Annotated in this window: 13 protein-coding genes and 2 pseudogenes; 6 read left to right on the top strand and 9 right to left on the bottom strand. The window is 48.5% G+C overall.

Annotated elements, in window-relative coordinates:
* From citE to citC, 3 genes are read right to left on the bottom strand one after another with little or no spacing between them, the layout of a single operon-like run.
* Positions 1-909 carry a citrate (pro-3S)-lyase subunit beta gene (gene citE, locus C0K55_RS09915; RefSeq protein ID WP_000622357.1) on the bottom strand — a complete coding sequence of 303 codons (909 nt, stop codon included), beginning with the start codon at positions 907-909 and terminating at the stop codon, positions 1-3.
* Positions 906-1,202: a citrate lyase acyl carrier protein gene (gene citD / locus C0K55_RS09910; protein ID WP_000700699.1), complete on the bottom strand. Its 297-nt coding sequence runs from the start codon at positions 1,200-1,202 to the stop codon at positions 906-908. The genes citE and citD overlap by 4 nt, the downstream gene beginning before the upstream one ends.
* 14 nt (positions 1,203-1,216) lie before the next feature.
* Positions 1,217-2,275 (bottom strand): [citrate (pro-3S)-lyase] ligase, encoded by a 1,059-nt coding sequence (gene citC, locus C0K55_RS09905; protein WP_000467718.1) that lies wholly within the window; start codon positions 2,273-2,275, stop codon positions 1,217-1,219.
* Positions 2,276-2,642: 367 nt separating this feature from the next.
* Between citC and dpiB the strand changes: the two genes are divergently transcribed.
* Positions 2,643-4,301 carry a sensor histidine kinase DpiB gene (gene dpiB, locus C0K55_RS09895; RefSeq protein ID WP_061090785.1) on the top strand — a complete coding sequence of 553 codons (1,659 nt, stop codon included), beginning with the start codon at positions 2,643-2,645 and terminating at the stop codon, positions 4,299-4,301.
* Positions 4,270-4,950: a two-component response regulator DpiA gene (gene dpiA, locus C0K55_RS09890; protein ID WP_000126491.1), complete on the top strand. Its 681-nt coding sequence runs from the start codon at positions 4,270-4,272 to the stop codon at positions 4,948-4,950. Before dpiB ends, dpiA begins: the two co-directional genes overlap by 32 nt.
* 37 nt (positions 4,951-4,987) lie before the next feature.
* Here the strand turns inward: dpiA and dcuC are convergent, their stop codons facing one another.
* Complete coding sequence (gene dcuC, locus C0K55_RS09885; RefSeq protein WP_000958609.1) at positions 4,988-6,373, bottom strand: anaerobic C4-dicarboxylate transporter DcuC; 1,386 nt, start codon at positions 6,371-6,373, stop codon at positions 4,988-4,990.
* Between the two features lie 573 nt (positions 6,374-6,946).
* On the opposite strand from dcuC, the pseudogene pagP reads away from it, so the two are divergent.
* Together pagP and cspE are read left to right on the top strand one after the other, a co-directional pair.
* Positions 6,947-7,377, top strand: a pseudogene (pagP, locus tag C0K55_RS09875) (lipid IV(A) palmitoyltransferase PagP).
* A gap of 174 nt (positions 7,378-7,551) precedes the next feature.
* The gene (cspE, locus tag C0K55_RS09870) at positions 7,552-7,761 is read left to right on the top strand and encodes a transcription antiterminator/RNA stability regulator CspE (RefSeq protein ID WP_000034825.1); all 210 of its coding nucleotides are present in this window, start codon (positions 7,552-7,554) and stop codon (positions 7,759-7,761) included.
* A 52-nt stretch (positions 7,762-7,813) separates the two neighbouring features.
* Here the strand turns inward: cspE and crcB are convergent, their stop codons facing one another.
* Positions 7,814-8,197 carry a fluoride efflux transporter CrcB gene (gene crcB, locus C0K55_RS09865; protein WP_000939738.1) on the bottom strand — a complete coding sequence of 128 codons (384 nt, stop codon included), beginning with the start codon at positions 8,195-8,197 and terminating at the stop codon, positions 7,814-7,816.
* A gap of 92 nt (positions 8,198-8,289) precedes the next feature.
* On the opposite strand from crcB, the gene C0K55_RS09860 reads away from it, so the two are divergent.
* On the top strand, positions 8,290-9,078 hold the full coding sequence (locus C0K55_RS09860; protein WP_000959110.1) for a deaminated glutathione amidase: 789 nt from the start codon (positions 8,290-8,292) through the stop codon (positions 9,076-9,078).
* A 128-nt stretch (positions 9,079-9,206) separates the two neighbouring features.
* Positions 9,207-9,410, top strand: a complete 204-nt coding sequence (tatE, locus tag C0K55_RS09855; RefSeq protein ID WP_000503933.1) for a twin-arginine translocase subunit TatE — start codon at positions 9,207-9,209, stop codon at positions 9,408-9,410.
* A gap of 99 nt (positions 9,411-9,509) precedes the next feature.
* Here tatE and lipA read toward each other — a convergent pair whose 3' ends face one another.
* The 4 genes and pseudogenes from lipA to ybeD form a co-directional block, all read right to left on the bottom strand.
* Positions 9,510-10,475, bottom strand: coding sequence for a lipoyl synthase (gene lipA / locus C0K55_RS09850; protein WP_000042625.1), 966 nt, complete (start codon positions 10,473-10,475; stop codon positions 9,510-9,512).
* Between the two features lie 209 nt (positions 10,476-10,684).
* Positions 10,685-10,848: pseudogene (locus tag C0K55_RS26555) on the bottom strand (YbeF family transcriptional regulator); the annotation flags it as partial.
* 42 nt (positions 10,849-10,890) lie between these two features.
* Entirely contained in the window at positions 10,891-11,532 is a 642-nt protein-coding gene (gene lipB, locus C0K55_RS09840) for a lipoyl(octanoyl) transferase LipB (RefSeq protein ID WP_000284037.1), read from the bottom strand.
* Positions 11,533-11,631: 99 nt separating this feature from the next.
* On the bottom strand, positions 11,632-11,895 hold the full coding sequence (gene ybeD / locus C0K55_RS09835; protein ID WP_000850550.1) for a DUF493 family protein YbeD: 264 nt from the start codon (positions 11,893-11,895) through the stop codon (positions 11,632-11,634).
* Positions 11,896-11,936: the final 41 nt, after the last annotated feature.

Below are 11,936 nucleotides of genomic sequence, written 5' to 3'. Positions count from 1 at the left end.
TTATTCTTCGCGGATGCCGGAAAGTTCTGCGCGGGAGAGCACCAGACGGGCGCGATCGATAACCGGACCGTCAACCATCTTGCCGTTCAGAGAAACCACACCGAGGCCTTCGCGAGCAGCGGCTTCAGCGGCTTCTACGACGCGGCGTGCGTGATCCACTTCTTTCTGGGTTGGTGCGTAGAGGTTGTGCAGCAGATCAATCTGACGCGGGTTGATCAGCGATTTGCCATCAAAGCCCAGTTGCTTGATGTGGGCAGCTTCTTGCAGGAATCCGGCTTCGTTGTTGGCGTCGGAATAGACGGTGTCAAACGCCTGAATACCGGCAGAGCGCGCGGCCTGCAAAATGGAGCAGCGAGCAAACAACAGCTCAGTTCCTTCCGGGGAGCGTTCTGTACGCAGGTTGCGCACATAGTCCTCTGCGCCCAGCGCGATACCGATTAAGCGCTCGGAAGCGTGAGCGATTTCTACCGCGCGGGTAATGCCCAGCGGAGATTCAATCGCTGCCAGCAGACCGGTACTACCCGGTTCACGACCGCAGGCTTTTTCAATGCGCAGGATTTCTTTCTCGATATCCAGAACGTCCTGAGCGGTATCGGTTTTCGGCAGACGTACAACGTCTGCGCCGCCGCGAACGACAGCTTCCAGGTCGTTAACGCCCCATTCAGAATCCAGCGCGTTAACACGCACGATGGTTTCGATATCGCGATACAGTGGGTGTTGCAGCGCGTGGTAGACCATGCGGCGAGCGGTGTCTTTTTCGCGCAGTGCCACGGAGTCTTCGAGATCGAACATCAGGGCATCAGCCGGGTAGATGAAAGAGTTGCTGACCATCGCGGCATTAGCGCCGGGTACGAACAACATGCTGCGGCGGGTGCGGGTTTTACGTTGTTGCAACGAAGCGGAAATCATTGGCAATCCTCCCATGGCAGAGCCGGGATACCGCTGGCGCGCGCCAGCAGAGCTTCCAGTCGTGCACGTAAAATGCAGTCCAGTGCGCCTTTGTCATCGACATTTAGCTGTACGCCGCGCACGTTATAGCGGGCAAGAACGTCCAGAATGGTGCTACGAATTGCATCGCCAAACTGTTTCTCAACGCTGCTGTTGATTTGCAGGTCGATATCCTGCGTATCGAGTGGGGCGATGCGTATCATCACATCCCCAGACTCTAGGGTGCCTGCAACGGCGGGCTGGTTTATTTTCATTTTTCACCTGTTTTTTATGCGGGGGTCTTTTGACGAACTGCCGCGTCGTGGCGGGAGTGTTCAAGCAGATTCTGCAAGTAATGCAGCGTGGCTGCCGGGACCAGCGGCGCGATAGCCGTGAGATCGTTTTTCACCAGTAGTTGGCGCACCCGTGAAGCGGATATCGGCATCTCCTGGTAACGCAGTCGCTCAATTTCAACCAGTTCGATGGGCGGTGCTGAGATAGTCGGTGTTTCCAGCCAGTAGCGCATATCCTGGTTGTACTGGGCGGTCACGCGACAATACGGTTCAGTACCGACAAAGCGGTGGGTTACGCCAAGCGCAGGAGCGAGGTACTGACGGAAAATCTTCAGATCAATTTCGGTGTAACAATGGTTAATGACGCTCTGTTCTTTAATGAAGTAGCAAGGGAACGTGGCGCGGGAAATGATGTACTCGGAACCGCGATGCACTGTCAGGCGCGGAATATCAGCGGTGCCTTTCAACACCAAATCCAGCCGGTCTTCATAGGGAAAGCGCGAAGAATCTTCTTTGACTAAAAATAGATGCAGCCAGTCGCACTGTGCTGCGGCTTGTTGAATCAGATAACGGTGGCCGTTAGTAAAGGGATTGGCGTTCATCACTATGCAGCCAATCTTCTTCCCTTCATGACGAAATTTTTTCAGCGATTCAGCATAGCGTTTCAGCCGCGTGGCACTGTTTTCCATCAGTACCATCACGCCTGGTACGCTGGTCAGCGTGGAGAAACCGCACTGGCGGAACAGCGCTTCGTATTCGGTTTTGGTATAAATAAACAGATGTGTGCAGTGCCGTTCATAGGCGAGGTTTATTAGTTCGGTGGCTAATGTCAGCGCCAGTCCTTCACCGCGAACAGATTCACTGATAGCCACGCACTTAATAATATTTCCGGCAATTCCACCGCAAGCGATAAGTTTTTCATTGCGGGTTACGGTAATAAATACTTCGACTGTTGTGTCAACGCTCAAATCATTTTCATGTAGAAATTGCGCGATTTCCGCCATTTTTTTATTTTCTGAACGTTTTACCCGGGTGAAAATATCATTGCCGAACATAATAAGTCGTATCCTGAAGGTATGTGTTGTTATCAATTTGCAATGAATGTTGCAAGTTGGTAATCATTTATTTTCAGTTGGGAGAAAGGGCTGCGAGTGAGGTATATCTGTTTCTCCTTTTGCTATACATCCTAAGGAGTATTGCAGTGAGAAATTTTGATTTATTTCACATAGAGTTAGTGGTTTTTTATTTATTTAATGGTTTTAAGTTTTTTAATTAATGTAATTGCGAATTGGCGCGTGGTTTTAAGTTGTTTAATTGATTTAATGAATGAATTTTGCCACGATTATATTTTATTTTTATCTGTCAAGATTCAACATTTTAATTACATTCACCAAAAACAGGGTTTACCCCGCAAGGAAAACAATGTTGCAGTTTAATGAGAATAAACAGTTTGCTTTTTTCCAACGACTGGCATTTCCGCTGCGTATCTTCCTGCTGATTCTGGTGTTCTCAATATTTGTCATCGCAGCACTGGCGCAATATTTTACGGCCAGTTTCGAGGACTATTTAACGCTCCATGTGCGTGACATGGCAATGAATCAGGCAAAAATTATTGCCTCCAATGACAGCATCATCACGGCGGTTAAAACGCGTGACTACAAACGACTGGCGACCATTGCCAACAAATTACAAAGAGATACTGATTTCGATTATGTGGTGATTGGCGACCGCGACTCGATCCGCCTTTACCATCCTAATCCGGAGAAAATTGGTCATCCTATGCAATTCACCAAACCCGGCGCACTGGAGAAAGGAGAGAGTTACTTCATTACGGGTAAAGGGTCGATAGGTATGGCGATGCGCGCCAAAACACCGATCTTTGATGATGATGACAACGTCATCGGCGTGGTGTCGGTGGGTTATCTGGTCAGTAAAATCGATAGCTGGCGCGCCGAATTTTTATTACCGATGGCAGGCGTGTTTGTCGTGCTGTTGGGCATTCTGATGCTGTTGTCGTGGTTCTTAGCCGCGCATATTCGCCGCCAGATGATGGGGATGGAACCGAAGCAAATTGCGCGCGTGGTTCGTCAGCAAGAGGCGCTATTTAGTTCTGTTTATGAAGGACTGATTGCGGTGGATCCACACGGTTACATTACCGCCATCAACCGTAACGCAAGAAAGATGCTGGGGCTGAGTTCTCCCGGACGGCAGTGGCTGGGCAGACCCATTGCTGAAGTGGTCAGGCCCGCAGATTTCTTCATCGAGCAGATTGATGAAAAACGCCAGGATGTGGTGACAAATTTTAACGGCCTGAGCGTCATTGCTAATCGGGAAGCTATTCGTTCTGGTGATGATTTGCTGGGGGCAATAATCAGCTTTCGTAGTAAAGACGAAATTTCCACCCTTAATGCGCAACTGACGCAAATTAAACAATACGTCGAAAGCCTGCGCACATTGCGTCATGAACATCTCAATTGGATGTCTACGCTCAATGGTCTGTTGCAAATGAAAGAGTATGATCGCGTGCTGGCGATGGTTCAGGGAGAGTCTCAGGCCCAGCAACAGCTTATTGACAGCCTGCGCGAGGCATTTGTCGATCGCCAGGTGGCGGGGTTGCTGTTTGGTAAAGTGCAGCGCGCTCGTGAACTGGGGCTAAAAATGACAATCGTCCCCGGCAGCCAGCTTTCCCAACTGCCGCCAGGGCTGGACAGCACTGAGTTTGCGGCGATTGTGGGCAACTTACTCGACAATGCCTTCGAAGCCAGTCTGCGCAACGATAAAGGGAATAAGATCGTCGAATTATATCTGAGCGACGAAGGCGATGATGTGGTGATTGAAGTGGCCGATCAGGGTTGCGGCGTCCCAGAGTCTCTGCGCGACAAAATATTTGAGCAGGGCGTCAGTACGCGTGCTGATGAACCCGGTGAGCATGGCATTGGGTTGTATCTTATTGCCAGCTATGTAACGCGCTGCGGGGGAGTTATCACTCTCGAAGATAATGCTCCCTGCGGTACTTTATTTTCAATCTATATTCCGAAAGTGAAACCTAATGACAGCTCCATTAACTCTATTGATCGTTGAGGACGAGACGCCGCTGGCAGAGATGCATGCGGAATATATTCGTCACATCCCTGGATTCAGTCAGATATTGCTGGCGGGAAACCTGGCGCAGGCCCGAATGATGATCGAGCGTTTTAAGCCGGGGCTTATCTTGCTGGATAACTATCTCCCTGACGGTAGAGGTATTAATTTGCTGCATGAGCTGGTGCAGGCGCATTATCCCGGCGATGTGGTGTTTACTACTGCTGCCAGCGATATGGAAACGGTGTCTGAAGCAGTACGCTGCGGTGTGTTTGATTATCTGATCAAGCCAATTGCTTATGAGCGTCTGGGGCAGACATTGACCCGCTTTCGCCAGCGTAAACATATGCTGGAAAGTATTGATAGTGCCAGTCAAAAGCAAATTGATGAGATGTTTAATGCTTATGCTCGCGGGGAACCGAAGGACGATCTTCCGACCGGTATTGATGCGTTGACACTGAATGCAGTGCGGAAACTTTTCAAAGAGCCGGATGTGCAACATACGGCGGAGACGGTAGCACAGGCATTGACCATCAGCCGCACTACCGCCAGACGTTATCTCGAATATTGTGCCAGCCGCCATCTGGTTATTGCCGAGATTGTTCACGGCAAAGTCGGCAGACCGCAGCGTATTTACCACAGTGGGTGAAGAGAGTGCCGGAGGAAGCACGCCTCCGGCCAGAGAATTACTTACCAGTAACGGCGGCGGTTGTACCGGGGACCATCAACTCCGTGGCCACGATGACAATTACCAGCCCAACAAGCACCGGCACCGAGGTGCGTTTTACCACTTCAAAAGGTGAAATTTTCGCCATTCCGGCAACCGCAACCACCACGCCAGAGACTGGCGAAAGTGTACGACCCAGGTTTGATGCTTGTAGCATCGGAATTGTAAGGTATGCCGGGTTAATTCCGGAAGAGTGCGCCAGTTTCGGGATCATCTCAACGAATGCATAGAACGGCGCATTGCCGGAACCAGTAGTCACCGCCGCCAGCATCGTCAGGATAACCAGCACCAGCATGAGGATAATGCTCGCTGAACCGAATGAGGTAGCGATTGAGATCAGGCTCTGGATAAAGCCAATGGTGCTAAGGCCCTGGGCAAAAACACCGGCGGCAACTAATAGCATTACCACGTTAGCGAAGGCATCAGCCATGCCACGATAAGCCACTTCCAGGCCAGAAAAGACTTTTTGCGTATTAAAGCTGCGAATAAATTCCAGAATGGAGGCAATTAGCATACATATCACCAGAATGGTGATGATGTGCAATTGCGGCCCCCATTTGCCGTCAAAAAACAGCACGCCAATGATTGGGGTGAACGGCAGAATGGCGTAAAACGCAGGAGCGGTGGTCGTGATTTCGCTGACATCTAACATTTCATGGGAAATATGCTCTTTGTTGTCCAGATAGCGCTGCCAGAAAAAGTGGGCAATCGCCATGCCGATAATTGCAGCAATTGAGATTGGCAGTGTCGTTTTGAAGGCGAAGTCAATTAACGGCATTTCGGAAGCCTGCGCCGCCAGTACCACATCACCTGAAGTCGGCGCGAGAATAATCGCCGCAGGTGAGGCACAAATGGCAGCCGCCGCGCCGCGACTGATACCAACGTTCACCATGACCGGGAACAGCGTTGCCATCAGTAAAACGCCCAGGCCGGTTGCGGAGGAAACTGCCAGTGACATCAGACAGGCAACAAAATAGGCGGCAATCATCAGCAGGTAAGGGGAGTTAATGTACTGCAATGGTTTTGACGCCAGTTTGACGACCATATCGTTTGCGCCGATATGGGTCATGTAAGCGGCAAAGCCACACAGCATCATGATCATCATGCCGAGGTCGCCACCGCGACTCATCAGTAATATTTTAATGTATTCAACGATATCCGTGGCGCTGTAGCCCGTTGAAGTCTGGCTGGATGGTAAAACTTTGTGCCCCATAATGGCACTGATTATCAGTAATAACAGACCGCCTGCAAATAACACCCCGGTGGCGGAATACCCTTTAATGATGTAGCGAGCTACACCCACAATAACTACAACTCCAATAAGGAGCTCAATAACTGTCAGCATAATTTTTCCTGTTTCCAGACTCCAAGATAAATAATAACAAATTCCTAAAACTAGTGAAAAATATGCCGAACAAATGGGTGGTGAATGCTGATTAAAATCAAGAAAAGCGACCATTAATACATTGATGTTGTTGTTTTTTATACATGAATAACAAAATGAATTTTTATAGTTGGTAATTACCAGTGTGATAATGTGTATTAATTGATAAGTTAATGATGTGATTTTGTTAAATTGCGCGATAGTGGTTTCTTTACTTGTTTAAAAAATATGCGCTCATGTGTGCGCGCTGGTAGTGTTAGTGATATTTATTTGTTAGCTTGTCATTGCATCTGATTAAAAAGCAAGAGATTTTTTCTTTTGTTTATTGCTGTCTATGTCGGGGGAGATTTTTTTTGCTTAAGTTGTCATTTGGAAGGAAATATTGCTTAAGTCTCCAGAATAATTTGGCGATATTTATTTGTGTAAGCCTATAAAATATTAATAGTATTCTTTATGTAGGTGTTAATACGGTTATGTTCATTTTAGTCCAGCTATGCTGGAAGTGAATTTTTGATAAATATTTTATAGTCACTAATGGATATAAGTGAATGTATTACCGTAATTCCCTTTGTTTTTATTAAGTTAATCAGCGTGATGAAATTTCTGTCTGTACAGAACAATGGATTACGGCATTTAGAGAGAATGTCGCAGCAACCTGACGGCAGCCAGAACATATGATTTGTATATTCCTGCCATCACCAGGCATGCACGTTTCGCTTACGATAAAGAAAAAGCTGATCGCTATAACTAAAAACGTGGGGCGGCGGTTTCGGTTAGTCGCGTTGGGATGAGAAAGGCAACTGGCACGGTTTGTACGTGATGACATTTGAGGATTCGTGGAATAAATGGGAGCCTGTTGCTGGATAGGGCCGTGAAAGCCGCTGGCTATCTTTCAGATGACTTACATCCCTGGTATCTACAACAATGGCAATGTTTACTTTGCCTGGATGCGGTTTCAGTTTTAGACAAGTTGCGGTTTTATAAAAGCCTTAAAAAACATAATGTAAGGCAAGGAGCATCAAAAATAACGCGACTTTTATCACTTTTTAGCAAAGTTGCACTGGACAAAGCGTACCACAATTGGTGTACTGGTAACCGACACAGCATTTGTGTCTATTTTTCATGTAAAGGTAATTTTGATGTCTAAGATTAAAGGTAACGTTAAGTGGTTTAATGAGTCCAAAGGATTCGGTTTCATTACTCCGGAAGACGGCAGCAAAGACGTGTTTGTACACTTCTCTGCAATCCAGACTAATGGTTTTAAAACTCTTGCTGAAGGTCAGCGCGTAGAGTTCGAAATCACTAACGGTGCCAAAGGCCCTTCTGCTGCAAACGTAATCGCTCTGTAAGATACGTCAGCAAGAATTCAAAACCCGCTTAATCAGCGGGTTTTTTTTGCCTTTAATGTGCTGTTGACGCCGAAAAAAGCCAGAAAGCCAGCGCGGTCATGGCAAATGAACCTAACAGGTTAACGAAGACGTTCAGTAACGCCCAGCCAAAGCGTCCTTCTTGCAACAAAAACACCACTTCTGCTGAAAATGTAGAGAAAGTCGTCAGCCCGCCACAAAACCCGGTAGTGATTAGCACTTTCCACACGGGATCAATGTTCGTCATCCGGCTAAACCAGGCAAATCCCATTCCAATGATGAATGCCCCAATCAGGTTTGCTGCCAGCGTCCCCAACGGAATAGCCTGATGCAGCGGGTTAAACCGCATACTTAACAGCCATCTCGCCACGCTTCCCGTACCACCGCCAATAAAAACTGCTAAAAGGAGTTGTAACACTGCAAAATCCTGCTATTTGATTTGTATGAGTGATAAGTGTAACGCCGAATAATCGTCGTTGGCGAATTTTACGACTCTGACAGGAGGTAGTAATGCTGGTTGCCGCAGGACAGTTTGCTGTTACATCTGTATGGGAAAAGAACGCTGAAATTTGCGCCTCGTTGATGGCGCAGGCGGCGGAAAGCGATGTCTCTTTGTTTGTCCTGCCGGAAGCCCTGCTGGCACGAGACGATCATGATCCCGATCTGTCTGTTAAATCAGCACAGTTGCTGGAAGGTGAATTTCTCGGACGTTTACTGCGAGAAAGTAAACGTAACATGATGACGACGATTCTGACGATTCATGTTCCTTCAACGCCGGGGCGCGCGTGGAATATGCTGGTGGCCCTCCAGGCGGGAAAAATCATCGCACGTTATGCCAAACTGCATCTTTATGATGCGTTCTCCATTCAGGAATCGCGTCACGTGGATGCCGGGGATATGGTTGCTCCACTGCTGGACGTGGAGGGGATGAAAGTCGGTCTGATGACTTGCTATGATTTGCGTTTCCCGGAGCTGGCGTTGGCACAGGCTTTACAGGGAGCAGAAATCCTTGTACTTCCCGCTGCCTGGGTTCGCGGACCGCTGAAAGAGCATCACTGGTCAACCTTACTCACCGCTCGTGCTCTGGATACCACCTGTTATATGGTGGCGGCGGGGGAGTGTGGTAACAAAAACATCGGGCAAAGCCGTATCATTGATCCTTTTGGTGTCACTATTGCCGCAGCGGCTGAAATGCCTGCACTCATTATGGCGGAAGTGACGCCCGAACGTGTGCGTCAGGTGCGCGCGCAACTCCCCGTCTTAAACAACCGACGGTTTGCGCCGCCGCAATTATTATGATGTTTTTTTACTCGGTGCTTGATTCACCTTGTTACAGATTGCTATTGTGTGCGCGCGTCGAATGACCGTTAATATTCTCTGGTTTTTAAGGCGCGTTCTGCTGCCTGTTTTATGTCAAGAAGGTATCTATGGGTGAGATTAGTATTACCAAACTGCTGGTAGTTGCGGCACTGGTCGTTCTGCTGTTTGGGACTAAGAAGTTACGTACGCTGGGCGGAGACCTTGGAGCGGCCATTAAGGGATTCAAGAAAGCGATGAATGACGACGATGCTGCGGCGAAGAAAAGCGCAGATGTTGATCTTCAGGCTGAAAAGCTCTCTCATAAAGAGTGACGTGGCGAGCAGGACGCTCCCTCAATATCTTGTTCGATAAAAAAACCCGCTTCAGATAGCGGGTTTTTTATCAGACAGATGTAAGTAATTATTACAGAATTACTTAACTTCCATCCCTTTCGCCTGCAAGTCGGCGTGGTAAGAAGAGCGGACAAACGGACCGCATGCAGCATGGGTAAAGCCCATCGCCAGCGCTTCGGCTTTCATTTCGTCGAACTCATCCGGGCTAACGTAACGTTGAACCGGCAGGTGATGGCGGCTTGGCTGCAAATATTGCCCCAGCGTTAACATGGTCACGCCATGACGACGCAGATCGCGCATTACTTCAATAATTTCTTCATTGGTTTCACCCAGACCTACCATCAGACCAGATTTGGTCGGGATTTCCGGATGCGCTTCTTTAAAGCGTTCCAGCAGTTTCAGCGACCAGTTGTAATCTGCACCCGGGCGTACCTGACGGTAAATACGTGGTACGTTTTCCAGGTTATGGTTGAACACGTCTGGCGGTGTGGCGGTCAGAATATCCAGCGCGCGATCCATACGACCACGGAAATCCGGCACCAGAGTTTCAATTTTGATTTCCGGGCTTTTTTCCCGGATGGCAGTAATGCAATCTGCAAAATGCTGAGCACCGCCATCGCGCAGGTCATCGCGGTCAACGGAAGTGATAACCACATAGCGCAGTGCCATATCGGCAATGGTCTGCGCCAGTTTCACCGGCTCATTGGCATCCGGAGCTACCGGGCGACCGTGGGCAACGTCACAGAAAGGGCAACGGCGGGTACAAATAGCGCCGAGGATCATAAACGTTGCTGTACCGTGGTTGAAGCATTCCGCCAGGTTAGGGCAGGAGGCTTCCTCGCAGACAGAATGCAGGCCATTTTTGCGCATTGCGGCTTTGATGCCCTGGATACGTGTAGAGTCCGCTGGAAGCTTGATTTTCATCCATTCCGGCTTGCGCAGCAGGGCTTCGCGCTCTGTTGCCACGTTTTTAACCGGGATAAGGGCCATCTTATCGGCATCGCGGTATTTAACACCGCGTTCCATCACAATGGGTTTACTCATAGCGTGCGTGTTCCAGTTGCGAATTACGAAGGAAAGCGTTTCAATTCAATAGATTGTTGTAATTATCAACTATTTTTGAATTAACGACTGGCAGTATATCATTGAAACGAGCCTGAAAGCAGCCAAAGCGGTCGCGAAAATGTAAAATTGTTGTTGGATTGTGCCATTTTATCGTTCTACGCTGTGAACTGGCTGTAACAATACTTTTTTCAAAATGCGTTATCGGTAACATCAATCATTCACCGTGAAGTAGGGGGGGGCGGATGAATCGTTTGTAATGAACAGTAAAATCAATTTGCTCTTCATTTAATGTTGGAAAGGGCTATCTCTCCAGAGGCCAGCAACGGCTAAAGAGGACATAAACGTGGGCGGGAAAGCAATGACCCAGTGTAAGTTGGGCCATTTATGAGAGCCATTAAACAGGGATGTATTCTACGACAGGGTTGTTTAGCAGCATTAAAATATTTGCCAGCAAACGCGGTGCTACATTATCGGTTGTCGCATCAGGTTTCCATTGCGATATTTTAGCCATTTCCATTCCCGCATAGCCACAAGGGTTAATGCGTAAAAATGGAGAAAGATCCATATTGACGTTTAATGCCAGACCGTGAAATGAACAACCGCGACGAATACGTAAGCCGAGTGAGCAAATTTTCTTTTCCCCGACATAGACCCCAGGGGCATCAGCACGAGGATGCGCTTCAATATCCAGTTCAGCCAGGGTATTAACGACCGTTTGTTCGAGTAAGGTCACCAGCTCACGCACGCCCAGTTTGCGGCGTTTAAGATTGAACAGAACGTACATCACCTGCTGACCTGGGCCGTGATAAGTCACCTGACCGCCACGGTCGCTTTGGATCACCGGAATATCGCCCGGCATTAAGATATGTTCTGCTTTCCCCGCCTGCCCCTGAGTAAATACAGGGGGATGTTCTACCAACCAGATCTCATCCAGGGTGTTTTCATCGCGGGTATCGGTGAATTCATGCATAGCCTGTGAAATAGGCTCATAGGGCTGAAGGCCGAGCTGGCGGACAAGAATTTTATCCTGATACAAAACGGCATCTCCGTGGAGAATGAGTAAAAGAGGAGAAAAAGTATATCACAGCGGGGGGAGGGGAGTTACCCGACCAGGGCCGGGTAACGGAGAAACGAATTACAGTACCATGCGGACAATATCGATTTTGCCCAGCTCTTCATACAGAGTTTCAACCTGCTCGATATGAGTGGCGTTGATAGTGATAGATACCGAGTGGTAGTTGCCTTTGCTGCTTGGTTTTACCGTTGGGGTGTAGTCACCTGGCGCATGGCGCTGTACCACTTCAACCACCTGATCAACCAGCTCAGGTAACGCCTGCCCCATTACTTTGTAGGTAAACGGAGTAGGGAATTCAAGCAGTTCGTTAAGTTTGGTTTTCATGTCAGCTCCGGCGTAACGTAATTAAATAGCAACTCCCGCCA

Origin of the sequence: Escherichia sp. MOD1-EC6098 (genome assembly GCF_002965865.1) — a bacterium.
GTDB classification, from domain to species: domain Bacteria; phylum Pseudomonadota; class Gammaproteobacteria; order Enterobacterales; family Enterobacteriaceae; genus Escherichia; species Escherichia marmotae.
The sequence above is the reverse complement of the archived record's forward strand: the minus strand, read 5'-3'. Positions and strand labels throughout refer to the sequence as shown.

Excerpts from the sequence above, each read along its gene's own strand:
- citD (WP_000700699.1), bottom strand. The coding sequence starts at position 1,202 with ATGAAAATAAACCAGCCCGCCGTTGCAGGCACCCTAGAGTCTGGGGAT.
- tatE (WP_000503933.1), top strand. The coding sequence starts at position 9,207 with ATGGGTGAGATTAGTATTACCAAACTGCTGGTAGTTGCGGCACTGGTC.
- dpiB (WP_061090785.1), top strand. The coding sequence starts at position 2,643 with ATGTTGCAGTTTAATGAGAATAAACAGTTTGCTTTTTTCCAACGACTG.
- citC (WP_000467718.1), bottom strand. The coding sequence starts at position 2,275 with ATGTTCGGCAATGATATTTTCACCCGGGTAAAACGTTCAGAAAATAAA.
- ybeD (WP_000850550.1), bottom strand. The coding sequence starts at position 11,895 with ATGAAAACCAAACTTAACGAACTGCTTGAATTCCCTACTCCGTTTACC.
- dpiA (WP_000126491.1), top strand. The coding sequence starts at position 4,270 with ATGACAGCTCCATTAACTCTATTGATCGTTGAGGACGAGACGCCGCTG.
- lipA (WP_000042625.1), bottom strand. The coding sequence starts at position 10,475 with ATGAGTAAACCCATTGTGATGGAACGCGGTGTTAAATACCGCGATGCC.
- citE (WP_000622357.1), bottom strand. The coding sequence starts at position 909 with ATGATTTCCGCTTCGTTGCAACAACGTAAAACCCGCACCCGCCGCAGC.
- cspE (WP_000034825.1), top strand. The coding sequence starts at position 7,552 with ATGTCTAAGATTAAAGGTAACGTTAAGTGGTTTAATGAGTCCAAAGGA.
- C0K55_RS09860 (WP_000959110.1), top strand. The coding sequence starts at position 8,290 with ATGCTGGTTGCCGCAGGACAGTTTGCTGTTACATCTGTATGGGAAAAG.
- dcuC (WP_000958609.1), bottom strand. The coding sequence starts at position 6,373 with ATGCTGACAGTTATTGAGCTCCTTATTGGAGTTGTAGTTATTGTGGGT.